Origin of the sequence: Enterocloster sp. 210928-DFI.2.20, assembly GCF_020554465.1 — a bacterium.
Classification (GTDB): Bacteria; Bacillota; Clostridia; order Lachnospirales; family Lachnospiraceae; genus Enterocloster; species Enterocloster bolteae.
The window spans coordinates 25,549-51,935 of the sequence record NZ_JAJCHK010000010.1 but is presented as its reverse complement, the minus strand read 5'-3'; the positions used below and the strand labels follow the sequence as shown (position 1 = coordinate 51,935).

At 48.8% G+C, this 26,387-nt stretch carries 28 protein-coding genes; 20 read left to right on the top strand and 8 right to left on the bottom strand.

Annotated features, from left to right (window positions below; all coding sequences use genetic code 11):
• Positions 1 to 42 precede the first annotated feature (42 nt).
• The 20 genes from LI015_RS11235 (at position 43) to LI015_RS11140 (ending at position 23,352) form a co-directional block, all read left to right on the top strand.
• Complete coding sequence (locus LI015_RS11235) at positions 43 to 756, top strand: IMP cyclohydrolase (RefSeq protein ID WP_002564503.1); 714 nt, start codon at positions 43 to 45, stop codon at positions 754 to 756.
• Between the two features lie 16 nt (positions 757 to 772).
• The gene (locus LI015_RS11230; RefSeq protein WP_024726355.1) at positions 773 to 1,951 is read left to right on the top strand and encodes a phosphoribosylaminoimidazolecarboxamide formyltransferase; all 1,179 of its coding nucleotides are present in this window, start codon (positions 773 to 775) and stop codon (positions 1,949 to 1,951) included.
• Between the two features lie 227 nt (positions 1,952 to 2,178).
• Entirely contained in the window at positions 2,179 to 3,516 is a 1,338-nt protein-coding gene (locus LI015_RS11225) for an MATE family efflux transporter (RefSeq protein WP_227125033.1), read from the top strand.
• Positions 3,517 to 3,562: 46 nt separating this feature from the next.
• A complete protein-coding gene (locus LI015_RS11220; RefSeq protein WP_227125031.1) occupies positions 3,563 to 6,016 on the top strand; it encodes a hypothetical protein in 2,454 nt (817 codons plus the stop codon).
• 190 nt (positions 6,017 to 6,206) lie between these two features.
• Positions 6,207 to 8,147: an LTA synthase family protein gene (locus LI015_RS11215; RefSeq protein WP_227125029.1), complete on the top strand. Its 1,941-nt coding sequence runs from the start codon at positions 6,207 to 6,209 to the stop codon at positions 8,145 to 8,147.
• Positions 8,148 to 8,217: 70 nt separating this feature from the next.
• Positions 8,218 to 8,847 carry an RNA polymerase sporulation sigma factor SigK gene (gene sigK / locus LI015_RS11210; protein WP_002564498.1) on the top strand — a complete coding sequence of 210 codons (630 nt, stop codon included), beginning with the start codon at positions 8,218 to 8,220 and terminating at the stop codon, positions 8,845 to 8,847.
• A 157-nt stretch (positions 8,848 to 9,004) separates the two neighbouring features.
• Positions 9,005 to 10,021, top strand: a complete 1,017-nt coding sequence (gene galE / locus LI015_RS11205) for a UDP-glucose 4-epimerase GalE (protein ID WP_002564497.1) — start codon at positions 9,005 to 9,007, stop codon at positions 10,019 to 10,021.
• A 324-nt stretch (positions 10,022 to 10,345) separates the two neighbouring features.
• Positions 10,346 to 11,893 (top strand): putative DNA modification/repair radical SAM protein, encoded by a 1,548-nt coding sequence (locus LI015_RS11200; protein WP_227125027.1) that lies wholly within the window; start codon positions 10,346 to 10,348, stop codon positions 11,891 to 11,893.
• A gap of 20 nt (positions 11,894 to 11,913) precedes the next feature.
• Complete coding sequence (locus LI015_RS11195; RefSeq protein WP_118018961.1) at positions 11,914 to 12,699, top strand: TIGR03915 family putative DNA repair protein; 786 nt, start codon at positions 11,914 to 11,916, stop codon at positions 12,697 to 12,699.
• A gap of 239 nt (positions 12,700 to 12,938) precedes the next feature.
• Positions 12,939 to 14,474, top strand: a complete 1,536-nt coding sequence (locus LI015_RS11190; RefSeq protein WP_227125025.1) for a YifB family Mg chelatase-like AAA ATPase — start codon at positions 12,939 to 12,941, stop codon at positions 14,472 to 14,474.
• Entirely contained in the window at positions 14,465 to 15,637 is a 1,173-nt protein-coding gene (gene dprA / locus LI015_RS11185) for a DNA-processing protein DprA (protein WP_227125023.1), read from the top strand. Before LI015_RS11190 ends, dprA begins: the two co-directional genes overlap by 10 nt.
• Positions 15,638 to 15,725: 88 nt before the next feature.
• Positions 15,726 to 17,813, top strand: a complete 2,088-nt coding sequence (topA, locus tag LI015_RS11180; protein ID WP_119204747.1) for a type I DNA topoisomerase — start codon at positions 15,726 to 15,728, stop codon at positions 17,811 to 17,813.
• Between the two features lie 155 nt (positions 17,814 to 17,968).
• Complete coding sequence (gene codY, locus LI015_RS11175) at positions 17,969 to 18,757, top strand: GTP-sensing pleiotropic transcriptional regulator CodY (protein ID WP_002564491.1); 789 nt, start codon at positions 17,969 to 17,971, stop codon at positions 18,755 to 18,757.
• Between the two features lie 280 nt (positions 18,758 to 19,037).
• Positions 19,038 to 19,790, top strand: a complete 753-nt coding sequence (gene rpsB, locus LI015_RS11170) for a 30S ribosomal protein S2 (protein WP_002564490.1) — start codon at positions 19,038 to 19,040, stop codon at positions 19,788 to 19,790.
• A 29-nt stretch (positions 19,791 to 19,819) separates the two neighbouring features.
• Positions 19,820 to 20,755 carry a translation elongation factor Ts gene (gene tsf, locus LI015_RS11165; protein ID WP_002564489.1) on the top strand — a complete coding sequence of 312 codons (936 nt, stop codon included), beginning with the start codon at positions 19,820 to 19,822 and terminating at the stop codon, positions 20,753 to 20,755.
• 223 nt (positions 20,756 to 20,978) lie between these two features.
• The gene (locus LI015_RS11160) at positions 20,979 to 21,236 is read left to right on the top strand and encodes a hypothetical protein (protein WP_227125021.1); all 258 of its coding nucleotides are present in this window, start codon (positions 20,979 to 20,981) and stop codon (positions 21,234 to 21,236) included.
• A gap of 166 nt (positions 21,237 to 21,402) precedes the next feature.
• Entirely contained in the window at positions 21,403 to 21,759 is a 357-nt protein-coding gene (locus LI015_RS11155; protein ID WP_227125019.1) for a hypothetical protein, read from the top strand.
• Complete coding sequence (locus tag LI015_RS11150) at positions 21,746 to 21,946, top strand: hypothetical protein (protein ID WP_227125017.1); 201 nt, start codon at positions 21,746 to 21,748, stop codon at positions 21,944 to 21,946. Before LI015_RS11155 ends, LI015_RS11150 begins: the two co-directional genes overlap by 14 nt.
• A gap of 24 nt (positions 21,947 to 21,970) precedes the next feature.
• A complete protein-coding gene (locus tag LI015_RS11145) occupies positions 21,971 to 22,366 on the top strand; it encodes a hypothetical protein (RefSeq protein WP_227125015.1) in 396 nt (131 codons plus the stop codon).
• Positions 22,363 to 23,352 carry a hypothetical protein gene (locus tag LI015_RS11140; protein WP_227125013.1) on the top strand — a complete coding sequence of 330 codons (990 nt, stop codon included), beginning with the start codon at positions 22,363 to 22,365 and terminating at the stop codon, positions 23,350 to 23,352. Before LI015_RS11145 ends, LI015_RS11140 begins: the two co-directional genes overlap by 4 nt.
• Here the strand turns inward: LI015_RS11140 and LI015_RS11135 are convergent.
• The 8 genes from LI015_RS11135 to LI015_RS11100 form a co-directional block, all read right to left on the bottom strand.
• Positions 23,295 to 23,501 carry a hypothetical protein gene (locus tag LI015_RS11135; protein WP_227125011.1) on the bottom strand — a complete coding sequence of 69 codons (207 nt, stop codon included), beginning with the start codon at positions 23,499 to 23,501 and terminating at the stop codon, positions 23,295 to 23,297. The genes LI015_RS11140 and LI015_RS11135 overlap by 58 nt on opposite strands.
• Positions 23,502 to 23,529: 28 nt before the next feature.
• Complete coding sequence (locus LI015_RS11130) at positions 23,530 to 23,961, bottom strand: hypothetical protein (protein WP_227125009.1); 432 nt, start codon at positions 23,959 to 23,961, stop codon at positions 23,530 to 23,532.
• Between the two features lie 10 nt (positions 23,962 to 23,971).
• Complete coding sequence (locus LI015_RS11125) at positions 23,972 to 24,319, bottom strand: hypothetical protein (protein WP_227125007.1); 348 nt, start codon at positions 24,317 to 24,319, stop codon at positions 23,972 to 23,974.
• 14 nt (positions 24,320 to 24,333) lie between these two features.
• Positions 24,334 to 24,642, bottom strand: coding sequence for a hypothetical protein (locus tag LI015_RS11120; RefSeq protein WP_002573292.1), 309 nt, complete (start codon positions 24,640 to 24,642; stop codon positions 24,334 to 24,336).
• Positions 24,639 to 25,019, bottom strand: coding sequence for a GNAT family N-acetyltransferase (locus LI015_RS11115; RefSeq protein ID WP_002564481.1), 381 nt, complete (start codon positions 25,017 to 25,019; stop codon positions 24,639 to 24,641). The genes LI015_RS11120 and LI015_RS11115 overlap by 4 nt, the downstream gene beginning before the upstream one ends.
• A 92-nt stretch (positions 25,020 to 25,111) precedes the next feature.
• The gene (locus LI015_RS11110; protein ID WP_227125005.1) at positions 25,112 to 25,456 is read right to left on the bottom strand and encodes a hypothetical protein; all 345 of its coding nucleotides are present in this window, start codon (positions 25,454 to 25,456) and stop codon (positions 25,112 to 25,114) included.
• 214 nt (positions 25,457 to 25,670) lie between these two features.
• On the bottom strand, positions 25,671 to 25,985 hold the full coding sequence (locus LI015_RS11105) for a hypothetical protein (RefSeq protein WP_007037505.1): 315 nt from the start codon (positions 25,983 to 25,985) through the stop codon (positions 25,671 to 25,673).
• 2 nt (positions 25,986 to 25,987) lie between these two features.
• Entirely contained in the window at positions 25,988 to 26,248 is a 261-nt protein-coding gene (locus LI015_RS11100; RefSeq protein WP_227125003.1) for a hypothetical protein, read from the bottom strand.
• Positions 26,249 to 26,387: the final 139 nt, after the last annotated feature.

The following is a 26,387-nucleotide window of genomic DNA, read 5'->3' as shown; positions in this document are numbered from 1 at the left end:
TTTAAGTTTCAGAAACCTATTAAGCCGAATGGAGGAATCAGTATGAATCAGATGTCACTGGAACAGGAGCTGAAAAGCAATGCTTATCCCGGACGGGGAATCGTCATCGGGCGATCAGAAGACGGAACAAAGGCAGTAACCGCCTATTTTATCATGGGCAGAAGCGCCAACAGCCGCAACCGCGTGTTTGCGGAGGATGGGGAAGGAATCCGCACCCAGGCATTTGACCCTGCCAAGCTGGAGGACCCAAGCCTGATTATCTATGCCCCTGTGCGGGTTCTTGGAAACAAGACCATTGTGACCAACGGGGACCAGACCGACACCATCTACGACGGAATGGACCACCAGATGACCTTTGAGCAGTCCTTGCGATGCAGGGAATTCGAGCCGGATGCGCCTAATTACACACCGCGGATCTCCGGCATCATGCACATTGAAAACGGCAATTATAATTATGCCATGTCCATTTTAAAGAGCGACAATGGAAATCCGGATTCCTGCCTGCGTTTTACTTATGCGTACCAGTCGCCGGCGGCGGGTGAGGGACGTTTTATCCACACCTACATGCATGACGGCAATCCTCTGCCCAGCTTTGAGGGAGAGCCTAAGAAGGTGGGGATAAGCGGGGACATTGACGCCTTTACGGATTTGGTCTGGAACAGCCTTAACGAGGATAACAAGGTGTCCCTGTTCGTGCGTTTTATTGATATTGCCGCCGGCACATATGAGACGAGAATCGTAAATAAAAATAAATAAGGAGAGAGGTATGATTATGAAAGAACTGGCACTTAAATACGGCTGCAACCCAAACCAGAAGCCTTCCAGAATCTTCATGGAAGGGGACAGGGAGCTTCCCATCACAGTACTGAGCGGCAGACCGGGCTACATCAATTTCATGGACGCGTTAAACGGCTGGCAGCTGGTAAAAGAGCTGAGGGCAGCCACAGGGCTTCCGGCCGCCGCATCTTTCAAGCATGTTTCACCTGCCGGGGCGGCAGTGGGCCTGCCTCTTGACGAGACATTGAGGAAGATTTACTGGGTGGATGATATGGGTGAACTCTCACCGTTAGCCAGCGCATATGCAAGGGCAAGGGGAGCAGACCGCATGTCCTCCTTCGGGGACTTTATTTCTCTGTCTGATGTGTGCGACGCGGACACGGCCAGAATCATAAAACGCGAGGTGTCTGACGGCGTTATCGCTCCGGGATATGAGCCGGAAGCCCTGGAAATCCTAAAGTCCAAGAAAAACGGTAATTACAATGTCATCCAGATTGATCCGGACTATGAGCCTGAGGCCCTGGAGCGCAAGCAGGTATTCGGCATCACCTTTGAGCAGGGACATAACAACCTGGAGATCAACAGGGACCTTTTGGAGGATATTGTCACTGAGAACAGGGAGCTTCCGGATTCTGCCAAGATTGACCTGATGATTTCCCTCATCACCCTGAAATACACACAGTCCAACTCCGTATGCTATGTAAAAGGCGGACAGGCCATCGGCATCGGCGCGGGACAGCAGTCCAGGGTGCACTGTACGCGTCTGGCAGGCAGCAAGGCGGACAACTGGTATCTGCGCCAGGCTCCCCAGGTAATGAACCTTCCTTTTGTGGACAGCATCAAGAGGGCTGACAGAGACAATGCCATTGATGTATATATGGGAGATGATTACATGGATGTGCTGGCTGACGGAAGATGGGAAAAGACCTTCAAGGTAAAGCCTCCTGTATTCACCGCTGAGGAAAAAAGGGCCTGGCTGGACACCATGACAGACGTGGCCCTGGGATCCGACGCCTTCTTCCCCTTTGGGGACAATATTGACAGGGCCAGCAAGAGCGGCGTAAAATACGTGGCGCAGCCCGGCGGTTCTGTCCGCGATGACCAGGTTATCGAGACATGCAACCAGTATGGAATGGTGATGGCATTTACGGGAATCCGTCTCTTCCACCACTAATGGATTTATCATGTGAAAAGACTGCGCCTGGGGCAAATCCTGTAAATGGGAAAGCCCCGGGCGTTTTTTTTCGCTGATTTGCAGTATTTTGTCAGTGCTTTTCTCCGCCGTCCGTTCATATGTGCTTTGCGTTTCAGATTTGCGTTTCCTCTATATTTCCGGTTGCCCTTATGGCAGACCAAGGGTATAATGGTACATAAATTGTCATTGGGAGGAAAAAGGGTATCATGATTACAGATTTGACGGCGGAGCATCCGAAAAAGACACTGTGGCGGTTTGCGCTGCCCATGTTTATAAGCGTCATGTTCCAGCAGTTTTACAATATCGCGGACAGCAGCATCGCGGGCCGGTTTGCAGGTGAGGATGCGCTGGCAGCCGTTGGGGCCTCCTATCCCATCACGGTGATATTCATGGCCTTTGCGGTGGGAAGCAACCTGGGGGCTTCCGTGGTGGTGTCCAGGCTCTTTGGGGCAAAGGACATAGGCAGGATGAAGACCGCTGTCTACACGGCGTTCATTGCCTGCGGCGCCATGAGCCTGATTCTGACCATGCTGGGATATGCCTTCTGCGGGGATATGATGCGTTTAATCCATACCCCGGACAACATATTCGCGGACGGGGAGCTGTACCTTAAGATCTATGTCTACGGGCTGACCTTCCTGTTTCTCTACAATGTATGTACAGGCATATTTACGGCCCTGGGGGATTCCAGGACTCCCCTGTATTTTCTCATCGGTTCGTCCCTGGGAAATATCGCGCTGGATTACTGGTTCGTGGCCTGGCTGGGCCTGGGAGTGGCGGGAGTGGCATGGGCTACTTTTATTGCCCAGGGGGTTTCCGCCATCCTGGCTCTGGGGACTCTGGCCAGACGTCTGGGCGCCCTTAAAACCGACCGGAGGACCGTGCTGTTCAGCGCTGTTTTGCTGGGGCAGATAGCAGCCATCGCAGTGCCCAGCATCATGCAGCAGAGCGTGTTGTCAGTGGGAAATATGTTTGTCCAGGAAATCGTGAACCGGTACGGCTCCGCTGTCATAGCAGGCTATTCCGGGGCCGTCAAGCTTAATACCTTTGCCATCAACGCATTCATGTCACTGGGAGGCTGTCTGTCCAGCTATACGGCCCAGAACATGGGAGCGGGAAAGAGAGAGAGGATCCCCCTGGGCTTTAAGACCGGCGTCAGGCTGTCCTTTTATGCCACGATCCCGTTCTTCCTGCTGTATTTTGTGTTCAGCCGCCAGATGATGGGACTGTTCCTGGGGGCGGGAAGCACCCGGGCCATAGAGTCCGGCATGGAGTTTCTGCGCATCGTAAGTCCCATGTATTTTATGATTTCCATTAAGCTCATGACAGACGGTATTATCCGGGGCTCCGGAGCCATGACCTATTTTGTGCTGGCCACTGTGCCGGATTTGATTCTGCGCATTATCGTGGCAAATATCCTTACAGGGCATTTCGGAAGCACGGGTATCTGGATGGCCTGGCCCTTTGGATGGATTGCGGCGACTCTGCTGACCGTGATATTTTACAGGAGGATTGTATCAGGGAAATTCCGTATACGTATATGACGGGGAAGTGCTGAGGATTCGTTGGAGGTAATACCAGGAGGTATCCATGGGGTATAGATTGATCATAAGTGTAAGCATTCTCTCTCTTTTGCTGACTGCCTGTTTTGGGGAGGCTGACGGAGCGGACGCAGCAGCCGGAGCGGACGCAGCAGCCGGACAGCCGGTGAAAGAGCAGCCGGAATTGTCTGTGCCCCCACTGACAGACAGCGGCTTGTCAATGCTGGTTGAAGATAATACATGTTTCCCCGGGCTGCCGGGGGATTTAGAGCCGGCAGATGATTGTTACGGTTTTCCGGTGGAATTAGTCAGCGATTTGAAATACAGAATGAACCAGGAGGATGCGGATGCCTGTATAGAATATCTGTATGGACTGAACCAACAGGATTTTCGGATTGCAAACCATGAATTCCTGTCTCTGTTAGATATGACGGATGAAATGACAAATGAAATGGCGATAACTGATTTCAACGAAAATGAGGCGGAATATTCATGTTACCGCTGTGATACGGACGGCGACGGGACCGATGAGCTGATAGCCTTTGAAAAAGACGGAAGGGGAACCATATCCTATGTCCATATGATGGTTGAGGGAGAGAATGGGTATGTTTTTTTCAACAGCCAGTATATGGACGATGTCCGGTTTTTTACGTTATTCCAATATGAGTCTGCCTTTTATTATGGGGCAAGCTGCTTTGATGATTCCACAGGAACCGTCAATTTGCAGATATACATGCTTGACCGGACTATCTTTCATCTGGCCAACATTACAGATAGCATATGCTTCAACCGGACCTTCCGTATTTCCGAACCACACCTTCTGTATTGCAATGAGCAGCATCCTGATACCCATATTGTTCAGGATTATCTCGATGATGTCATATATGACGTTATCTATGCAAACAGGGCGAAAAATACATTTTATGGGGATGAATGGGAGTATCGGAACGAGGAGCGGCCTTTTTTGTATGATGATACGGCTTATTGGGAGGATGCCGATGCTATAAACTGGAGCCATATGTATATCATGGATATAAACAATGACGGCAAAGATGAGATATTTACAAAAACACCTCCGGGATACAGGCAGCCGTTTGAACACAGTATCAAATGGTACGATAAGGATTTTAAGCAGTGTCCGGCCGCAGTGGAGGCATGGAGGGACAATCATTACAGGCTGGTTGATATGTGGTTTAAACATTTGAATGGAAAGGCGGCTGCTTTTACACTGTACCAGGAGATTCAGTCCGGGCAGAGGTATCTGGTGGACGCCAGAATACAGGAGGATGGCCAAACCACGATTTTAATGGATTACATGGCTGTATTGGAGCCGGATGATATCCGGGTGACAGAGTTTGGTGTGGGCACGGATGTCTCCATATATAAACCGCTTACATACCAGGATCCGGCCAGAGACAGCGCATTTCCCTATAACCTGCCGGATGTGGCAGAAGTGTTTTTGTTAAAAGTACAGGGTTCTTCTGCTGCCATTCAAAATAATTGTGCGGACATACCCGATGATTTCACGGAAATTCTGGCCGGTTTACTGGCGGACAAGGCTTTGGATCGTCTGGAGCGCGGGCTGGGAATGGAAATGTACCAGACAGACCAGGGGGATTTTGAACGTAAATATGGAACATACCTGAGTCAGGCCAGGCGTACGCTTAACGGCGGCACCCAGTATGTCTGCCGGATTTCCCTTGGCCGTACGGATTACTTTCTCCTGCTGCAGTACAGCGTCACAGGAAAAATAGGAGATCTGCATATTTACCGCGGGACTGCGGGCGGTCTGGCTTATGTAAGCACCTATCAGCCTGAGTATCTGGGCGGAAAAATAATCTGTCATTCCGGCGGACTGTATATTGTGGAGCGGCCGTTTCCGGGGGGTGAGCGTCCCCGTTATCTGGACAATATAATGATACACCGCCTGATACCGGAAGGCGGACAAGACGCCGTTATTGAGGCGGTGCCTGAATCATTTATGTGGCAGAAAATATATGATAACCGCGCTGCTTACGCAGGGGATGTCACCGGTTATCTGGAAGAAATAAAAACAGATTTGGCGGACCTGTCATACCGTTCAAACGATGAAGATGTCTATACGGGTGATGAAGATCCGGAGATTGAGCTGAATCAGTTTTTAAGGCTTGGCTCAGTTGTTTCACCTTATGAAACCTTTTATAAAATTGATTTTAATAATGACCGGAAGGACGAGTATATTTCAAAAGAAAAGAGTTACAACCATATATATGCAGGCATATACCAGTTTACCGGCAGGGGCATCATAGGACTGGAATATGATGAAACGGCGGAGGAGGCCTGGGGCCACCCGGTCCAGATCTGGTTTAAAGAAATACAGGGAAAGGTATTCACATTCCGGCTGTTTTACCATGAGGATTCCTATTACGTACTAAATGTTTCCCTGATAGAAGGAACCCGCATTACGCAGGTCCAGACCCATATAATTGTTCCAAAGGTCAATTATATCATGAATGAATATTAAGGATAAGAGCGTTGGGGCAGGGAGAGGATTTTTCCCTCCGGCTGGGAAGCGGGCTGGAAAAATGTGAAGGTTCTGTGAAATGTCTGTGAAATGTCATTCATGGAAGCATTTGACTCTTGAATCATTAAATCCTTTATGTTAGGATAAGTTTATTAAATTTTATTAACAAAATTCTAACAAAAAGGCGACAATGGTGACAAAAGAAAATAAGATAAAGATTATAAAATATATATGGTATACAGTGGGAACCGTGTGTCTGCTAATGGCTCCAGTGGCGTCATACTTTATGTTTGAGTATGTCACGGGGAATCTGGACACGGTTCCTTATTATATGGCTGCTTTGAACATAGGCTGGATTTATGTGCTGTATCTGGCTTTGTTTGCTGTCACGGGGAGGACCAGAATCGCTGTGCCCGCTGCTTCCTGCATCCTATATGTCATTTCCCTGGCGGAGACCTTTGTGGTGGCCTTCCGCGGACGACCCATCATGCTGTGGGATGTGATGGCATTCAGGACAGCCATGACCGTATCCGGCAACTATGAATTTTTCATTACCCGTCAGATGAAAGCAGCCTTTGTCCTGCTTCTGCTTATGAACGTGTTCCTGTGGTTCATACCGCGCCGGGTTAAAGGTTGGAAGCTCCGTCTGGCAGTGGGAGGCGGCATAACTGCCTCCATAGCGGCCTATGGGGCATGGTTCTTTGCCGTTCTGGTCCCTTCCTGGGGGCTGGGCATCAATATGTGGGCCATCAACGGGACATACCAGGAATACGGCTATGTGCTGTCCACCGCTGTCTCCCTGCAGTATGTGGTAAAGAAGCCGCCTCAGGGGTACAGTAACGCCAGGCTAAAGGAGATATATAGCCGCCTGGAGGAGAATATATATGCGGAAGCAGGAAATGGTCAGGCTTATCCGGAAAAAAGCCGGGCCTATCCGGAAAACCCGGAGAACCCGGAGAACCCGGAGAACCCGCTGGAGGACGGGCAGCCTGTAACGCCGGTCAATTTAATATGTATTATGAACGAGAGCCTGGCAGAGCTTAAGACGGCAGGTGATTTTACCACCAATACAGAATATTTCCCCTTTATGGACAGCCTTGAGGAAAACACGGTCAGGGGCAGTCTTTGCGTGCCCGTGTTCGGTTCCATGACAAGCAATACAGAGTTTGAGTTTCTCACCGGGGACTCCATGGCCCTGCTGCCTGCCAATTCCATTGCCTACCAGTTCAATGTAAAGCCGGGGACCTATTCCATGGTCAGCACCTTAAAGGACCAGGGGTATTACAGCGTGGCAATGCACCCTTATCCCGGAGAGAACTGGAACCGGGTGGAGTGCTATCAGAATATGGGATTTGACGCGTTCCTGGACCAGGAATTTTACGAGGGCAGTGAAGAGCTGCGCAACTATGTAAGCGATGAGGCGGATTACCAGAAGCTGATCCAGGTGGTGGAGGCCAAGGAAAATCCTGAGGATAAGCTGTTTATCTTCAATGTAACCATGCAGAACCACGGCGGATATGAGGGGACCTACGACAATTTTGAACAGGAGGTATGGCTTACCGGCGAATATGAGGGAAAATATCCAAAGACGGACCAGTACCTGTCCCTCATGAAGCGTTCGGACCAGGCTTTCCAGTATCTGGTGGAGTATTTCAGCCTGACAGACCAGCCCACCATGATTGTCATGTTCGGGGATCACCAGCCCAGCGTGGAGGATGAATTTTACGATGACATAGCCGGCATGCCCAGTTCTGAAGTTCCGGCGCAGGAACATCTCATGTGGTACGAGACCCCATTTATTATATGGACGAATTACAGCATGCCCTCCGGGAATATGGGGCGTCTCGGCGCTGTCTACCTGTCCTCTGAGGTCCTGTGGAGGGCCAATCTTGAGATGGCACCCTATAACCGGTTCCTGCTTGCCATGAGGGAGGAACTTCCGGTGGTCCACCCTCTGGGCTGCTATGACAGGGAGGGAACCTATTACTACTGGGCCAAGGCAGAGTCGGAGCGCTGCCCCTATCAGGACACGGTACTGGATTATGAGGCACTTGTGTACAACCACAGCCTGGACCGGAAGAAGGTTAAGGAGCTGTTTGTCATAGATTCGGAAAATAGTATAAGCCAATAAAAACTTGTAAAAGCACTTGGCAAGCTGCCCCCGCATAGAATAAGATTAAGAATATGCAGGGTGGCTTTCTTTGAAGACTTTTCCAAAACCATTATCAGCAGGAGAGGAAAAAGAGTATCTGGAACGCTGCAAAGAGGGCGACCAGTCTGCCAGAGATATGCTGATTGAGCATAATATGCGTCTGGTGGCCCATGTGGTAAAAAAGTATCAGGGCTCTGATTACGACATGGAGGACCTGCTGTCCGTGGGAACCATAGGCCTTATTAAGGCAGTGAATACATTTAACGTAGATAAAGGCTCACGACTGGCCACCTATGCAGCCAGATGCGTGGAAAATGAGATACTGATGCTTCTGCGAGCCAGCAGGAAGTATTCCAAGGAAGTGTCCCTTTTTGAGCCCATCGGAGTAGACAAGGACGGGGAAACCGTCAGTCTGGTGGATGTGATAGAGATGGACAATAAAGAGACGCTGGATACCATGATTTTAAAACAGGACGTAAAAGAGCTTTATGAAGCCTTTGAGTCCTGTCTGACAGAGACAGAGAAGACGGTTCTGGGGATGCGATACGGGCTGTACCGCGGGAAGGAGCATACCCAGCGGGAGATTGCCGGCAAGCTGGGCATCTCCCGTTCTTATGTGAGCCGGATTGAGAAAAAGGCAATTGAGAAGATACGGACAGAGTTTGCAAAACACGGTTAAGGGGTGTCATTCAAAAAATATTGTAAAAAGATAGAAGAATTGTGCATTGTTTTATGACAGCTTTCCCTTTATACTAGTCATAACAGGCGGAACGGTCAGACAGCTTAACCTGTTCCGCCTTTTTGCAGCAATCAATTGTTCGTAAGGAGGAGATACCATGGCTATTTTAGTGACTGGTGGCGCCGGCTATATCGGAAGCCATACCTGTGTGGAACTGCTGACAGCGGGTTATGATGTGGTTGTTGTAGACAACCTTTATAATTCCAGCGAGAAGGCACTGGAGAGAGTGGAGAAGATAACAGGCAGGAAGGTAAAATTCTACGAGGCAGACCTTCTGGACCAGCCGGCCCTTAAGGAAGTGTTTGACAAGGAGGATATTGATTCGGTCATCCATTTTGCAGGTCTTAAGGCAGTGGGGGAATCCGTGCGCAAGCCTCTGGAGTATTATCACAACAATATCACAGGCACCCTGATTCTCTGCGATGAGATGCGCAGCCATGGGGTCAAAAATATTGTATTCAGTTCTTCCGCTACCGTGTATGGAGATCCGGCAGAAATCCCCATCACTGAAAACTGCCCCAAGGGAGAGATTACCAATCCTTACGGACGGACCAAGGGCATGCTGGAGCAGATACTGACAGACTTACATACAGCGGATCCGGAGTGGAACGTGGTGCTGCTGCGCTACTTCAACCCCATCGGTGCCCATGAGAGCGGTCTGATTGGAGAGGATCCCAAGGGAATCCCCAACAATCTGGTTCCCTATATTGCCCAGGTGGCAGTGGGCAAACTGGACCATCTGAATGTATTTGGCGATGATTATGACACGCCGGACGGGACAGGGGTCAGGGATTACATCCATGTGGTGGACCTGGCAAAGGGCCATGTAAAGGCAGTGCAGAAGCTGCAGGACAAAGAGGGCGTCAGCATCTATAACCTGGGAACCGGAGTGGGCTACAGTGTGCTTGATGTGCTCCACGCATATGAGAAAGCCTGCGGCAAGACGTTAAAATATGAGATTCAGCCCCGCCGGGAAGGTGATGTGGCTACCTGTTATTCTGATTCTGCCAAGGCAAAGCGTGAGCTGGGCTGGGTGGCTGAGAAGGGGATTGAGGAAATGTGTGCAGATTCCTGGAAATGGCAGTCCATGAATCCCAACGGATACAGGGATTAAAGACAAATCCAAATCCCGGACAGAATCATGTTCCATTGATTTTTTCCATAACTGTGAGGCCTGCGGCCGGATTCACGCCATATGATATGGCGGGGACGGGCGCAGGCCTCTTTACAATTAGGTTTCATACATGGGGGTGTGTGAAAATAATAGTCTGAGAATATGGGACTTAACATAATAGCCTGAACTTGTGGAATCATTGAAAAGAGCATCCCTAAAAGTTCGCCGGCAAGCAAAAAAGAACAAATGTTCTTTTTGCGATTGCGTTTGTCTGAATTCTGTGTTATACTATCAGAACAAACATACGTTCTGGGTGGTGATATCATGTTGATACAGGAGAATTTAAGCGTACAGGAAAAGTTAAAGATACTTACGGATGCAGCCAAGTATGATGTGGCCTGTACATCCAGCGGGGTAAGAAGAAAGGGAAAGGCAGGCAGCATAGGAAACACTTCAGAGGCCGGAATCTGCCACAGTTTTTCAGCGGACGGCAGATGCATCTCCCTTCTCAAGATTCTGTTTACCAACCAGTGTATCTATGATTGCAAATATTGTGTGAACCGCTGTTCCAATGATGTGGTGCGGACTGCCTTTACGCCGGATGAGGTGTGTAAGCTTACCATTGAATTTTACCGCAGGAATTACATTGAGGGCCTGTTTCTGAGCTCAGGCATTCTGTATAACGCCAATCATACCATGGAGCTGATTTACGAGACTCTGCATAAACTCAGGAACCAGTGGCATTTTAACGGATATATCCATGTGAAGACCATACCGGGGGCTGACTCTGAGCTGGTGGAGCGGATGGGTTTTTTAGCTGACCGCATGAGCATTAATCTGGAGCTTCCCACGGCTGAGGGACTTAAGAATCTGGCTCCCGGGAAGACCAGGGATAAGATATTAAAGCCCATGCGTCAGGTGCAGCAGGGAATTGCGGTGTCCAGCCATCTCCTGGGATATGACAGGGAATTTAAGAAGCCTTATGCAACGGAGAGGGCTGGTTTTGCAGGCGGCGCTGCCCTGATTCGTCCGGAGCTGGCACAGCCAGGCGCCCTTTTGCCGGGAAACCATGGTTTATCCGGCGGGGGGCAGGATGGTCTGGATGATGGACAGAAGGCCGTGCAGAGCGCCGGGGGAGAAACCAGGCACCTTCCCGACTCCCGGTATGCCAGGACGCCCTTTGTGCCTGCGGGCCAGAGTACCCAGATGATTGTGGGGGCCACCCCGGAGAATGATTACCAGATGATGGCTGTCACACAGGCATTGTATGAGAATTACGGCCTTAAGAGGGTCTTTTATTCCGCTTATGTGCCGGTTAACGACGACAGCGGTCTGCCTTCCGTGACAGCCAGACCGCCTCTGTTAAGGGAACACAGGTTATACCAGGCGGACTGGCTGCTCCGGTTCTATGGATTTAAGGCTGAGGAGCTGCTGTCGGAGGAACAGCCGAATTTCAACGTATTTCTGGATCCCAAGTGCGACTGGGCCCTGCGCCACCTGGAGCTGTTCCCGGTGGAAATCAACAGGGCTTCCTACGGGGAGCTTCTCAGGGTTCCCGGCATGGGAGTAAAGTCGGTCCAGAGAATTGTAAATGCCAGAAAGCAGGGCGGACTCCGGTTCGAGGACGTAAAGAAAATGGGGGTGGTCCTGAAACGGGCCAGATATTTCATCACCTGCAACGGGCGCATGATGGAAGGCGCCAGGCTGGACCAGGATTATATTACATCCTGTCTTGTGGGAGATGAGAGGCGCAAAGCCTGGGATATTGAGAACAGGGACAGTTTCCGCCAGCTCACACTCTTTGATGACATGCATCTGGAGATGCCGGTGACAGGCGAAGACCATTATGCTTCTGTGACAGGGAGCCTGTAAGGAATGAGGAGGTGTACCATATGACGGTTTACATGTGCGAGCCATGGCTTGAGGGGATTCTCTGCGGTGTATACGATGCCTGGTCTGACCCGGCCGGCCATGAGAATGTCCGGCTGGCCGTAAAGGGAGAATATGAGGAACTGGAGCTTTTTGCAGAGTACAGGGATGTACAGATCTGTCCGGAAAAGGCGGAGAAGGTTATCCGTTCCGTGTGCGCCAAGCTCTCCCAGGAGATATACAGGAAGGTATACACCGCCTCCCTGAGCCAGGACCGGGAACGGGCGGATAAGATATACAGGTTCCTGATACAGGCTTTCCGCCACGGCCCGTCGGTACTGGACATGCTTCAGCTTCCGGCCTGCTATGATATATTCGGCCTGTGCCGGAATGTTTACAATGAAAATCATCTGCTGACAGAGTTTCTGCGATTTTCAGAGACTCCGGGAGGCATACTGGTGTCGCGTATCGGTCCGAAGAACGATATCATGACTCTTTTGGCACCTCACTTTGCAGACCGGCTGCCGGAGGAAAACTGGGTTATTTATGATGAGAACCATAAAAGGGCAGCAGTCCATCCCGCCGGACGCTCCTGGTTTCTTGTAAACCAACCCCTTGAACCGGAACAGGAGAACAGCGACCGGGGATGGAGCCGCTGGCTTAGGGAGAGGACGGACGAGGAGACTTACGAGGACATGTGGCGTATGTTCTGTGATACCATTGCCATCAGGGAACGCTGTAACCCGGTATGCCAGAGAACCCATCTGCCCCTGCGTTTCCGGCCTTATATGACGGAGTTTCAAAAGTAGGAAGGGGCAGGAGGCGCAGCGGTCCCCGGATGGTCCCCAGAAGACATGTTATGGAAAACAGTTCAGATTGCCCCTTGTAATTTTATGTTCCCTTTAGTATAGTAATTATATCTTTCATTCAAGAGGATAGGGTTCTTCCTATCCTGTCTTATATTTAAATCCGGTACGGTATCGTGCCAAAGTTCCACTGATTTATGGATGTGTATTATAGTTACCAGCAAGGTGAAAGGGGCGGATGGATGTTTACGCGAATCAACAGCGGAGGAATATGGGCTGTGGAAGGGGTCCTGGTCTCGGTGGAGGCGGATGTGTCTGACGGGCTTCCGGGATTTTCCATATCAGGACAGCTGGCTTCAGAGGTAAGGGAGTCACAGGATCGGGTCAGGACAGCCCTTAAGAATTCGGGATTTCGTCTCCCGGCTAAAAAGATAACTGTCAACCTGTCTCCGGCAGGCATACGCAAGGGAGGCACTGCCTATGACCTTCCCATTGCGGTTGCCATATTGGGCGCGTTTCAGGTGGTTGGGACAGATACGCTGGAGGACAGCATGGTAATTGGAGAACTGGGGCTGGACGGCAGGGTGAAACCTGTAAGCGGTGTGCTTTCCCTGGCAGCCATGGCCAGGGAGAAGGGTATCAAAAGATGTTTCCTGCCGATAGAAAATGTGGCGGAGGGTCTGGTAATGGAAGGGGTAGATATGGTGGGGGTGGAATCTCTGGGCCATATGGCAGGTATACTTAAGGGCACGTCTTCCATGGAACCGTGCCATGCTCCGCTTTACCGTCCGGAGAGCGGCTGTCAGAAGAAAGATGGTCTGGATTACAGGGAGGTCAACGGTCAGGCCATATTGAGGAGGGCAGCGGAGGTGGCGGCAGCCGGCATGCACGGACTGCTTTTGACCGGCAGCGCCGGAACCGGTAAAACTATGATTGCCAAAAGAATTCCAACTATCCTGCCCGGACTGACGCGTGAGGAGGACATAGAGATATCCAGAATCTACAGTATCTGTGGACTCCTGCCGGCAGGCCGTCCCTTACTGTCTGAAAGGCCGTTCAGAAGTCCCCACCACACCATAACAGCCAGGGCTCTGGCAGGAGGAGGCGTTCCTCCCAGGCCAGGGGAGCTGTCTCTGGCTTCGGGAGGAGTACTTTTTTTGGATGAGCTGCCTCATTTTAGCCCTTTTGCTGTGGAAATATTGAGACAGCCTTTGGAAGAACGGAAAATTACGGTGACAAGGGTATCTGGTAATTATGAATTTCCGGCAGATTTCATGATGGTAGCAGCCATGAACCTGTGTCCATGCGGATTCTATCCGGACAGGAACCGCTGTAATTGCTCGGAGAACCAGATCAGACGATATCTGGGGCATATATCCAGGCCCATATTGGAACGGTTTGATATCTGCGCAGAGGCGTCTCCGGTTACCTTTGGGGAACTGAACCCGGCCCAGGGTGAAAATGAGGACTCTGCATCCATCCGGAAACGGGTGGAGCATGCCAGAAAACGTCAGGAACGCCGCTTTTTGGGCTCAAAGATACGTTTTAACAGCCGCATGGGTATGAAAGAGGTAGAACTGCATTGCAGCCTGGGACCCGAGGAGAAGGACTTTGCCCAACGGATATATGAGTCAGGAGGCTTCAGTGCCAGAAGGTACCACAAGGCGCTGAAGGTTGCCAGGACCATTGCCGACCTGGAGGACAGCAGGGATATAAAGAAGGAACATCTGGCAGAAGCATTGGGATACGGGGGACTGGAGGAAAAGATATGGGGATAGGGAACAGTGGGGAGCAGGAATCCAGCCGGAATGCGGTTTTCGGCCCGGAGATGGATTTAGTCAAGAGGCATGAAAAAGAATATCTGTACTGGCTCACCCGTATTCCGGGCTTTGGGGCAGTTACCATACGGCGTATATGGGAGATGGCAGGAAGCTTTGAGCGGGCGTATTATATAGAAGGAATGGAATTAAAGAAACTGGGAATCTTACAAAGCGAGGAAAAATGCCGCACGTATGACCGGTGGAAGGAACGGTTTTCCGGCATGGTCCGGGAGTATAACTGTTTACAGGAGAAGGGAATCCGTTTCGTAACGCCCCTTGACAGGGAATATCCCAAACGGCTTCTGCATATTTATGACTATCCCATGGGACTTTATGTTAAAGGAGAGCTGCCGGATGAGGAATGTCCAACCGCAGCCATCATAGGGGCCAGGAACTGTTCGGAGTACGGAAGGCAGGCAGCCGGATTTATGGGAAAGGAGCTGGCAAGAGCCGGTATACAGATTGTCAGCGGTCTGGCCCTGGGTATAGATGGGGCCGGACATGAGGGCGCATTGAACGGAAAGGGGAGGACGTATGGAGTCCTTGGGTGCGGCGTGAACATCTGTTATCCCAGGAGCAATTATGATCTGTATGAAGCGATTCCTTTTCAGGGAGGTATCCTTTCCGAGTTCGGACCGGATGAGGAACCCATGGCCAGGAACTTCCCTATGCGCAACCGTATCATAAGCGGCCTTTCGGACGTGATTCTGATAATGGAGGCCCGAAAGAAAAGCGGTTCCCTCATAACAGCCAGCCTGGGTCTGGAACAGGGGAAGGAGATATTTGCGCTGCCGGGCCGGATAACGGATGACCTGAGTGCGGGGTGTAACGAGCTTATACAGTCCGGCGCAGGGATATTGACCAGCCCTGAGGATGTGCTGGACTATATGGGCATTTTTCACGAAAAAAAGTGTATTAACCGTGAAAAAGACCAGAAGGGACTTGCCAAGATTGAAAAAATGGTGTATAGTTGCCTAGATTCCGAACCCAGACATCTGGAACAGATTATGGTACAGACAGGACTTTCAGCAGGACGCTGCATGAGCGCCCTTCTGGAGCTGGAATTGGAAGGATTTGCAGTGAGAACATCAGGTCAGAACTACATGAAAACAATCACATAAGTGTCAGGATTTTGGATATCCTCCGGCATCCGCCGGGGTGTGTCTCCATTTTGTGAAAATAAATGAACAGCGAGTAAGGAGTTTTACAATGGCGAATTATCTGGTAATTGTGGAGTCACCAGCAAAAGTGAAAACCATCAAGAAGTTTCTGGGCGCCAACTATGAGGTAGATGCATCGGGAGGCCATGTCAGGGATCTTCCGAAGAGCCAGTTGGGATTTGATGCGGAACATGACTATGAGCCCAAGTACATTACAATCAGAGGAAAGGGAGACGTTCTGGCCAAGCTGCGCAAGGAAGTGAAGAAGGCAGACAAGATTTATCTGGCAACGGACCCTGACCGCGAGGGAGAGGCCATTTCATGGCACCTGATGAAGGCTCTTAAGCTGGATGAACTTAAGAGTAAGGATGTTTACCGCATCAGTTTTAATGAAATTACGAAGAACGCGGTAAAGGCCTCCTTCAAGACCCCTAGGGAGCTTGATATGAACCTGGTAAATGCCCAGCAGACCAGAAGAATGCTGGACCGTATGGTGGGTTACCGGATCAGTCCGCTTTTGTGGGCAAAGGTCAAGAGAGGACTGAGCGCAGGCCGTGTACAGTCCGTTGCTCTGCGGATGATTTGCGACCGCGAGGACGAAATCAATGCATTTATCCCTGAGGAATACTGGAATCTGGAGGCAGACCTTCTCCTGAAAGGGAACAAGAAGCCTTTGGTGGCAAAGTATTATGGGAACAGGGACTCCAAGGGCGGTAAGGCAGTTATCCGCAACAAGGAGGAACTGGATCAGATTCTGAGCCAGTTAGAGGGATGTAAATACGAGGTGGAGGAAGTAAAGAGAGGGGAGCGGGTAAAGAAGGCGCCCATCCCGTTTACAACCAGTACCCTGCAGCAGGAAGCCTCCAAGGTACTTAACTTTTCCACACAAAAAACCATGCGTCTGGCCCAGCAGCTCTATGAAGGCGTAGAGGTAAAAGGCAAGGGAACCCTGGGTCTTATCACCTACCTGCGTACGGATTCCACCAGAATCGCAGACGAGGCGGACACAGCGGCCAGATCATTTGTAAAGGAGCATTACGGCGAGAAATATGTTGCTCAGGGAAGCCAGGCTAAAAAAGAGGGCGTTAAGATACAGGATGCCCATGAAGCCATCCGTCCCACTGACATAACATTGACTCCTACCATTGTAAAAGAATCACTGCAAAGAGACCTGTTCCGGCTTTACCAGTTAATCTGGAAGCGGTTTACAGCCAGCCGTATGGCGCCGGCCGTATATGAGACCACTTCTGTAAAGATTGGGGCGGGCAGCCACCTGTTCACAACATCGGCTTCCAAGCTGGATTTTGAAGGCTTTATGTCCGTTTACGTGGAGGCAGACGATGAGGAAGAGAAAAATCAGGTCCTTGGCAACCTGGAAAAGGGAACCGTCCTAAAGCTGGAACAGCTGGACCCAAGCCAGCATTTCACCCAGCCTCCGGCACACTACACGGAGGCGTCCCTGGTAAAGGCGCTGGAGGAGCAGGGCATAGGCCGTCCAAGTACCTATGCTCCCACCATTACCACGATCATTGCCAGAAGATATGTGGTAAAGGAGAGCAAGAACCTCTATGTAACGGAGCTGGGGGATGTGGTAAACCGCATCATGAAGAATTCCTTCCCAAGCATCGTGGACCCTAACTTTACAGCTAACATGGAATCTCTGCTGGATAAAGTGGCAGACGGTACTGTGGCCTGGAAGACCGTTGTCAGCAACTTCTATCCTGACCTGGACGAGGCGGTTAAAACGGCTGAGAAGGAGCTGGAATCCGTAAAGATTGCGGATGAGGTATCGGATGTGGTCTGCGACCTGTGCGGGCGCCAGATGGTGATTAAGTATGGTCCTCACGGCAAATTTCTGGCATGCCCCGGATTTCCGGAGTGCAAGAACACCAAGCCCTATCTTGAAAAAATCGGTATCCCATGTCCGAAGTGCGGTAAGGAGCTGGTGCGCAGGAAGACAAAGAAGGGACGTCTCTACTATGGATGTGAGGCCAGTCCTGACTGTGACTTTATGTCCTGGCAGAAGCCTTCCACTCAGAAATGCCCGGTCTGCGGTTCTTATATGGTAGAGAAGGGAAATAAGCTTTTATGTGCCGGAGAGACCTGTGGCTACCGCATGGATAAGAGTGAAAAATAGAAAAATTTGTAAAAACAAATAGGAAAAATATCAAAATCTTAAAATAATCGAAAACTTCAAAAAACTCTTGTTATTGCTTAAAAATTGTGTTAAAATTCTATTATTAGTAGAGTATTTTTGGGTGATATACAATTTGGATAAGGAGGCTTTCGGAGATGAGTGTTCAATTGTTGGACAAAACAAGAAAAATCAACAAGCTATTGCATAACAATAATTCTCATAAAGTTGTTTTTAATGACATCTGTAAAGTTTTGAGCGAGATATTGTTATCCAATATCCTGGTAATCAGCAAGAAGGGCAAGGTTCTGGGGGTGAGCATCTGTTCTGGGGTAGATGAGATAGAGGAACTTATCGAAGACCAGGTCGGAGGTTACGTGGATAAGATGCTGAACGAACGTCTTTTAAGCGTTTTGTCCACCAAGGAGAACGTAAATCTTGCCACCCTTGGCTTTGCCGAGGAAAATGTAAGGAAGTATCAGGCCATCATCACTCCCATTGATATAGCGGGAGAGCGGCTTGGAACCCTTTTCATTTACAAGTCGGATTCCCAGTATGATATTGACGATATCATACTCAGTGAATACGGAACCACTGTGGTAGGTCTGGAGATGATGCGTTCTGTCAATGAGGAGAATGCAGAGGAGACCCGGAAGGTGCAGATTGTAAAATCAGCTATCAGCACGTTATCCTTCTCCGAACTGGAGGCTATTATCCACATATTCGAGGAGCTGGACGGAAACGAAGGCATCCTGGTAGCCAGTAAGATTGCCGACCGCGTGGGCATTACCCGGTCTGTAATTGTCAATGCGCTCCGTAAGTTTGAAAGCGCCGGTGTCATTGAATCCCGGTCTTCAGGCATGAAGGGAACCTATATCAAGGTTCTGAATGACGTGGTGTTTGATGAACTGAAGACAATCAAGGCATCCAACTCAAATTTAAAGTAGATAAAAGGTACCGGTTAAAAAGCTGTTGGCGGATAGCCGGGTAATATAGAGTCAGAACAATATATATGGCAGTTTGCAGGAAAACTTACTAAAAGTGCTTGCAAGCTGCCATATTTTGTGATATATTTGAAAGGCTGACAAAAAACACGTCTGTGGATTCTGCGGGACGGTGCCTGGCCAGCAGTTTGCCAGGTCTTCCGGGAAGTGTCAGAAGCAGACGGAAGAGCCTGAACTCCCATACGCGACGGAGCAGGCTAAAAACCAAATGGAGGTAAATAACATGAGCGTAATTTCTATGAAGCAGTTACTGGAAGCTGGTGTACATTTCGGTCACCAGACAAGGAGATGGAACCCTAAGATGGCTCCATACATCTATACCGAGAGAAACGGTATCTATATCATTGACTTACAGAAGTCCGTAGGCAAGGTAGATGAGGCTTACAAGGCCGTATCTGACATTGCTGCTGACGGCGGCACCATTCTGTTCGTAGGTACCAAGAAGCAGGCTCAGGAAGCCATCAAGGCTGAGGCAGAGCGCTGCGGAATGTACTTTGTAAACGAGAGATGGCTGGGCGGCATGCTGACCAACTTCAAGACCATCCAGAGCCGTATTGACAGACTGAAAGAAATCGAGACCATGTCTCAGGACGGAACATTCGATGTTCTTCCTAAGAAGGAAGTAATCGCCCTGAAGAAGGAGTGGGACAAGTTAGAGAGAAACCTTGGCGGAATCAAGGATATGAAGAGACTGCCAGATGCAATCTTCATCGTTGACCCGAAGAAGGAGCACATCTGCGTACAGGAAGCTCACACACTTGGTATACCGTTAATCGGTATTGTTGATACTAACTGTGATCCGGAAGAACTGGATTATGTAATTCCTGGCAATGATGATGCCATCAGAGCCGTTAAGCTGATTGTTTCCAAGATGGCTGATGCTGTTATCGAAGCAAAGCAGGGCGAAGTTTTAGAGGGCGCAATGGAAATCGAGATTCCTGCCCAGGCTTTCGAGACAGAGGCTGTTGAGGCTTAATTAAAACTTTAAAATTGGAGGAAGATGAAATGGCAGCAGTAACCGCAGCAATGGTAAAAGAGTTAAGAGAGATGACCGGAGCCGGAATGATGGACTGCAAGAAAGCTCTTGCAGCTACTGATGGTGATATGGAGAAGGCAGTAGAGTTCCTGAGAGAAAAGGGACTTGCCGGAGCAGCCAAGAAGGCCGGACGTATTGCAGCAGAAGGCATCGTAGCTACAGCAGTAGCTGCTGATGAGAAGAAGGCTGTAATCGTAGAGGTTAACGCTGAGACTGACTTTGTTGCCAAGAACGAGAAGTTCCAGACATATGTTGCAGATGTTGCAGCACAGGCGCTTACCACTTCCGCTAAGGATTTAGATGCATTCATGGAGGAGAGATGGGCTAAGGACGAGACATTGTCCGTAAAGGAAGCACTTGCTTCCCAGATTGCCATTATCGGTGAGAACATGAATATCCGTCGTTTTGAGCAGGTTGAGGAGGCAAATGGTTTTGTTGCATCCTATATCCATGCAGGCGGAAAGATTGGCGTCCTGGTAGACGTAGAGACAGATGTTGTTAACGATGACATCAAGGATATGGCTAAGAACGTGGCTATGCAGGCAGCAGCCTTAAAGCCAATGTTCACCAGCAGAGATGAAGTAAGCGCTGATTATATTGCAAAAGAGACAGAAATCCTTACAGCGGCAGCTAAGAATGAGAAACCGGATGCCAACGATAAGATCATCGAGGGCATGGTAAAGGGCCGTATCAACAAAGAGCTGAAAGAAACCTGTCTGTTAGATCAGGTTTATGTAAAGGCAGAAGACGGCAAGCAGAGCGTTTCCCAGTATGTTGCAGCTGTAGCCAAGGCTAACGGCGCATCCATCAAGGTAAAGAAGTTCATTCGTTTCGAGACCGGCGAAGGTCTGGAGAAGAAGAGCGAGGACTTTGCTGCTGAGGTAGCTAAGCAGATGGGAATGTAATTTGTTGTTATCCTGCCATCTGAAATAGGCATATTCTGCCACAAAATAGCAACATTTTGAGGCAAAGAATAGGAAAGAAGGACCTAAGGTATGTGAAAACCATACTTTGGGTCCTTTTTTTCGTGCCTGAAATCTCCCAGGCCCCCTGCCTCAGGCATACCCCGGGGCCATCAGCCGATTTGCCCGGCATCGGGCCATTCTGCCGTTAAAAATAGGGAGAAGAATGAGGAGACAAAAGGCTGAAAACCCTTGTAAAGGCTTTGGCAGCGGTTGGGACTGCCTGGGGCCGGAGGGCGAGGGGGAGGAAAAAGGGGGCCAGAAGGAAGGGCTATGGGAGTGCCAGAGGGCAAAAATTCTGGATGCAAAAGCAGGAGGCAGAGGGCCGGGAGGCTGCTGTCTGTTATATATGTGCCGTTTTGTGGGAGAATGTGCCTATTTTAAATGGCACAACAACATAGACCCTGCAACTAATGTGAATTAATTGCAGTTTTTGCATTTGAGATTAGAATTAATTGCAGTTTTTGCATGTAAAAATGGATTTTTCGGTAAATTCCGCAATTAATAGGTGTCAAACTCGGCAAATCCTGCAATTAATTAAGAAAATGGGGTTTGAATTAATTGCAGAAATTGCAGAAAGGAGGATTTTCATGGACAGACGGCAAATTAATTCGCTTTCAGGCATTGACATCCCATCCCTTGGCTTTGAGGATATCCGTTTCATGTTCGGGACCGGGGTGAGCGAATCAGACGGGTTTGGGAGGCAAAGGAAGCGTTCCTTGCGCAAAGGGGTCCAGACGCAAATCGGGGACATCCGGGAGGACCTCTGGTATCAGCTGGCGGAACAGGTCATTGGGCTGCATGGGGAGACGTGGCTCTTGGAGGCGCTGGAGGTGTGGTGCAGGGAAGAGATGCATTATCCTAGGTATGGCTTTGATTTGCACAAGGAGGCACTGGACCTGCACAGCCACCGGATATTCGACAGCTGGGGGGGTGGGGTGGATTGACTATATACCTTTCAACAGGCGGTTCCGGCCGGAGGTGGTGGAAGGGCGCCGGTTCCCCAAAATCAGGGTGGACTGCTGTAACAGGGAGATAAGCGAGGTGACGGAAGAATCGCTCCGGAGGGACATGGCCCCATGCCCTGGATGCGGTGCCTTCCGCAGCTATGAGGTAATTGAGCGCCCGGAATAGGACACATGGAGCAAGGAGGCATATATGGATAAAACGGAGTCAAAGTATAGGGATATACAGTTTTACAGTGAAAAGAATAAGTCATTGATGTTGGTACACAGCAAGGACGCAAAAGCATATGCAGACCTTCTGGAGGCCAGCCCCCATGTGGTGAAGTATAAATGCATCCTGCCATTGGACCCGGGTTTTATGGAAGAGGTCTCAAGGCTGGGGATACGTCCGGAATGCTTCGGGATAGCCTGGGCTTCGGACTTCTGGATTGAGAATGCGGATGGGACTACGGGTATACGGGAAGTGGTATCAGTGGCGCAACTGGTTAAGAAATCTGCCATCCAGAAGCTGGAGCTGTCGCGCAGGTACTGGAAGCAGCTTGACGTGGATGACTGGAAAATCGTGGTCATAGACAGAGGAGGGGGATGAGGTTGTTCTTTAGGATGAATGGGGAATTGTTCAAGAGGCTGATTGCCCTGGACCATGGGGCCTGGGTGATCTCCTATGACGAGTCTGGGGCGCCGCAATACATCACGGCTGCCTTCCTGGAGGCCTGTGAGAAGGTAGAGATGCCGGAGGGGTACAGGGTTGCCCTGGAGCAGGCAAAGCATCTGACAGAGGCGGAAATGAAGAGGCTTGCGTTGATTGAACCGCTGCTGGAGGATTCCATTTACATCGTTGACGGGAAATCGCGGCTGGCCATGGCAAAGAGGATTGCAGAAGAAAACGGGACCACAAGGAAACGGATACTGGGACTGTATTACAAATATCTGGCAAGGCTGGTGCTCATGGAGAAAGGGGGAAGAGAAAGAGGAAAAGATAGGGACGTAAGGAATTTTGACTGGGCCATACGGATGTTCTTTTTCAGCGCAAAGAAGATGTCCCTAAGGGATACATACGACCACATGCTGGCATCCCGGTATATGACGCCGGATGGGAAGCTGATGGAGGTAGTCCCTTCATGGTACAGCTTTGAACATTATTACTACAGGCATGGATACAGCAAGTCCATCAAGTGCAGTGTCTCCAGGGGAGGGCTCTCCAATTACCAGAGGAATGAGCGGCCATTGTATGGCTCCACCATGAGGTGGAAGGACCGGGTGGGCGCGTTCCAGATGGACGCCACCGAGGCCGACATTTACCTGGTGTCCCGGTTTGACCGTTCTGTGGTTGTGGGACGCCCCAGCATCTATATGGCAGTGGATACGGCCACACAGCTCGTTGCCGGAATTTCGTCCGTTTCCCCGTATTTATGTTCCCCGACGATATTCCCGACCAGGCACCATTGCCATTCCTGTCCAGCTGGTTTTTCTTCTGTTGATTCCATAAGTATTTATCACCTCGAACCCCATGTTTATCAATCCACTCTGTTGAAAATGACCGTCTGTTCCATCATGGAAATCTTACCGACCTGATAGCCGTAGTCCTTCAGCTCTTTTTTGTAATTCAAGAAAGAGTGGTCTATGGGGATGCCTGCAATCTCCTGTATTTCTTCAAAAGTAAGCTTGAATGATGGGCTTCCGTTTTTCTGTACATATTCCCATAGGGTATTATATTTGCTCATTGTTCTTTATCTCCTTTTGATTTTGCAATCAGTTCACAGGCTCGCCATCGACCATTCTGACAAAACCTTCACGCCATTCCAATGCGCCTATTTTCCATCGGGTTACAGTCCATTCTTCCCGTTGGTATTTCTTCTTCATGACCGGAAGCTCTGCGTCTGCCTGTTCTTCTGTGAGGAAGCATGGGCTTTCGATTATGTCTATCTCATCTAGGTTTTCATTTGTATTCCATCCCTGTACCGTCCATAAGTAATCAGATATCCTACTGTTGAAATCGCCAATAACGTCTTTCTTCACAATACGGTATGTACATGGGAAATCGCAGAAGCCTTTTATATTTTTAAGATAATGCTTGGCAATATCCTCAGCTTGCTGTTCAGTTTCAAATAGGCCAATGTAAAAATCCTCTGAATAATTATCATAAGATAATTCAGGGTCAGTCAATACCAGCAGATATAACATAAGCGCTCCTTTAAAAAGATGAGTCCTGATTTAATGATTGTTCTATATATTCTTTTACTGCATTTATCCCTTCAAACTCTTTATACCGGGGAAATCCATCTGTATTATATTCAGAATAAGTTAAATGGAAAATATAATATATGTCTGTGCCTCCGCCATTATCAGCCAGATACAAGACATCATCATTTGAATCACATTTGGCCACTGCCCATATCTGTTTATGATAGAGAAAATGATTCTTACCGATTTCTTTCTTTAGCTCTGCTGTAAATGTTTGATTTGAGAGTGGCAGCATATGCCAGTTAAAATCATCACCATATTTATCGCTTAACTCGCAAAAGACTTCTTCTGCTGTCATATGGTATCCCTCCATTAGTCCCATAGGCCCAATATGTCAAAATCCGTACACTGCAACTCTTTAATTTTTTCCCAGTCCCTTTCCAAAACAATCCCATCAACCTGTTGGGCGTTATACAGCTCATCCAATGATTTGTAGTTGTACTCGCCGCTTGCTTCTTTTGGATTGCCGCACCGCTGAAAAGAGCAGTGGTCGTCATAAATTATAATCATGTATTCATTCGGGTTGTCATGAAAGCATAAGCGTAATTCTGATTCAAAATCATGCTCCTGGATGCTTTTTAATAACAATCCTTTTATCTCTTCAAATGTGTAATTGGTCATTTTGTGCCCCTTATTGTGTAGGATTGCAGGCTCCGTTGGCAACCGTTCCTTTCATAGAACGGTTCAACTCCCGGCTGTGCGCCAAAATACAGCATGGTTGGCGTATTATCCTTAGCAAGCTGTAGGAGCTTGCTGCCGATACCACGTTTCTGATATTCGGGAAGAACAAGCAGTTCTGTAATTGTGCCAAAGAAATAGCCGTCTGAAAGAATCCGCAGGCAGCCTACAAGTACGTTATTTTCGTAAGCGCTTATGTTCAGTGTTTTTGACAATGCTGACTGCGTTTTCTCTTCATCATAATCTCCAGGCCATACTTTATTGACAAAAGGGATAAATACGGAAGCGTTAAGCCCCTGGTCATTCACTTTGTATTCCAATGATTCTCTGGACCTCCTTTCTGGTTAAACTCCCTATTCCTGATAGCCCTCTCATTGCTTCCGAGGCCACACCGGTTTTGCAGGATAACATATTATCTATCTGAAAATTCGCTGATGATATGTATTTCCCCGATGATATGCTCATTAAATTCATTCAGTTTTTCGGCTGGAACCCATAACTCCTTATGGTGCGGGCCCCCGACCTGATGGACTTCAAACTGTCCGCAATATTGGTCGTCTACCTCAAACTTTGTGACATAACCTCTGTGGTCTTCATTATATTTTACATTCCAGCTGGAAGCAATCTCCGTTGCGTACTGTTCGTTCAGGACTGGATAAAAAATAGGCTGTTCCACTAATCTCGGTGGAAATCTGCGATAATTGCTTTTCTTTATCAGCTCCAATTCTTTTGAGCCAACAGGTCTGTATAAAATCATTTTTCCTCCTAACGGTCTGTGTTCCGGTTGCATAAACTAAAAGTTCCAGTATGCTGATACCGCTCATTTGTTTTAATTTGTTTTTGGCAGCCTGTACGGTCTGTTTATATGCAATTAGTTTCTGGCATTCAGTCATTCCATTCGTATCTCCTCAACTTCCGATTGTCAGCCCGGTAAGCCGGGAATCCTTTCTTATCATGAGTGAAAGTTTTACTCAACGCGATGGTTTATGAATAAGTCCTGCATCTATGTCCATATAATAGTCTACTTCAATATTTTCATTAATCGGCACATTATCAAGAGGCATTTCTTCAAAATTATATCGCGCACAAAATATTGAAATAAAATCCTTTGTTTCGGCTTCTGCCAGAATTTTTGCCAGTCTTTTCTTTAATTCAGACACAGAACATTTCGGGCCATTTAGCAATCTGTCCTTTGGATACATTTCAATATAAATCAGCATGATTGAAAGTTCCTTCCTCTCTGTAATTCCAGGTTTGTCAGCCCGGTAATCCGGAAACTGCCTCAACGTTATTGTAACTCCCGATATGATTCTAATAATTCCAGTAATCGAATCGCCAATGGATTTGAATAGTCCCAGCTATCCGCAATCCCCTTTGGGTAATATGGATGGAATAGATGGATGTCTCTGATTCGCTCCATTTTATCCAATTCTTCTAAAATTAAATATAGCTGCTTCTCCAAAAAAAAGTCAGGGCGATTGTCTTTATTTTTTATTTCCTTTTGTACAAGGGCTTTGGTTTCTTCAACCATTGACTGGAACTCATCCATTTATTTGCCTCGCTGGTTTCAATATTACTTTTATATTATCATATACCGCCTAATCCGTCCACGTTTCCTTCCTGCTGCAGAAGTAAGTTCTTTTGTTATTAGAGAATGGGGAAATAAATACAGGCCGCCCTCGGTAGGA

Bases quoted from the DNA above. Each gene is read 5' to 3' on its own strand.
- LI015_RS11235 (WP_002564503.1), top strand. From the start codon at position 43: ATGAATCAGATGTCACTGGAACAGGAGCTGAAAAGCAATGCTTATCCC.
- LI015_RS11230 (WP_024726355.1), top strand. From the start codon at position 773: ATGAAAGAACTGGCACTTAAATACGGCTGCAACCCAAACCAGAAGCCT.
- LI015_RS11225 (WP_227125033.1), top strand. From the start codon at position 2,179: ATGATTACAGATTTGACGGCGGAGCATCCGAAAAAGACACTGTGGCGG.
- LI015_RS11220 (WP_227125031.1), top strand. From the start codon at position 3,563: ATGGGGTATAGATTGATCATAAGTGTAAGCATTCTCTCTCTTTTGCTG.
- LI015_RS11215 (WP_227125029.1), top strand. From the start codon at position 6,207: ATGGTGACAAAAGAAAATAAGATAAAGATTATAAAATATATATGGTAT.
- galE (WP_002564497.1), top strand. From the start codon at position 9,005: ATGGCTATTTTAGTGACTGGTGGCGCCGGCTATATCGGAAGCCATACC.
- LI015_RS11200 (WP_227125027.1), top strand. From the start codon at position 10,346: ATGTTGATACAGGAGAATTTAAGCGTACAGGAAAAGTTAAAGATACTT.
- LI015_RS11195 (WP_118018961.1), top strand. From the start codon at position 11,914: ATGACGGTTTACATGTGCGAGCCATGGCTTGAGGGGATTCTCTGCGGT.
- LI015_RS11190 (WP_227125025.1), top strand. From the start codon at position 12,939: ATGTTTACGCGAATCAACAGCGGAGGAATATGGGCTGTGGAAGGGGTC.
- dprA (WP_227125023.1), top strand. From the start codon at position 14,465: ATGGGGATAGGGAACAGTGGGGAGCAGGAATCCAGCCGGAATGCGGTT.
- topA (WP_119204747.1), top strand. From the start codon at position 15,726: ATGGCGAATTATCTGGTAATTGTGGAGTCACCAGCAAAAGTGAAAACC.
- codY (WP_002564491.1), top strand. From the start codon at position 17,969: ATGAGTGTTCAATTGTTGGACAAAACAAGAAAAATCAACAAGCTATTG.
- rpsB (WP_002564490.1), top strand. From the start codon at position 19,038: ATGAGCGTAATTTCTATGAAGCAGTTACTGGAAGCTGGTGTACATTTC.
- tsf (WP_002564489.1), top strand. From the start codon at position 19,820: ATGGCAGCAGTAACCGCAGCAATGGTAAAAGAGTTAAGAGAGATGACC.
- LI015_RS11160 (WP_227125021.1), top strand. From the start codon at position 20,979: ATGAGGAGACAAAAGGCTGAAAACCCTTGTAAAGGCTTTGGCAGCGGT.
- LI015_RS11155 (WP_227125019.1), top strand. From the start codon at position 21,403: ATGGACAGACGGCAAATTAATTCGCTTTCAGGCATTGACATCCCATCC.
- LI015_RS11145 (WP_227125015.1), top strand. From the start codon at position 21,971: ATGGATAAAACGGAGTCAAAGTATAGGGATATACAGTTTTACAGTGAA.
- LI015_RS11140 (WP_227125013.1), top strand. From the start codon at position 22,363: ATGAGGTTGTTCTTTAGGATGAATGGGGAATTGTTCAAGAGGCTGATT.
- LI015_RS11135 (WP_227125011.1), bottom strand. From the start codon at position 23,501: ATGAGCAAATATAATACCCTATGGGAATATGTACAGAAAAACGGAAGC.
- LI015_RS11130 (WP_227125009.1), bottom strand. From the start codon at position 23,961: ATGTTATATCTGCTGGTATTGACTGACCCTGAATTATCTTATGATAAT.
- LI015_RS11125 (WP_227125007.1), bottom strand. From the start codon at position 24,319: ATGACAGCAGAAGAAGTCTTTTGCGAGTTAAGCGATAAATATGGTGAT.
- LI015_RS11120 (WP_002573292.1), bottom strand. From the start codon at position 24,642: ATGACCAATTACACATTTGAAGAGATAAAAGGATTGTTATTAAAAAGC.
- LI015_RS11110 (WP_227125005.1), bottom strand. From the start codon at position 25,456: ATGATTTTATACAGACCTGTTGGCTCAAAAGAATTGGAGCTGATAAAG.
- LI015_RS11100 (WP_227125003.1), bottom strand. From the start codon at position 26,248: ATGGATGAGTTCCAGTCAATGGTTGAAGAAACCAAAGCCCTTGTACAA.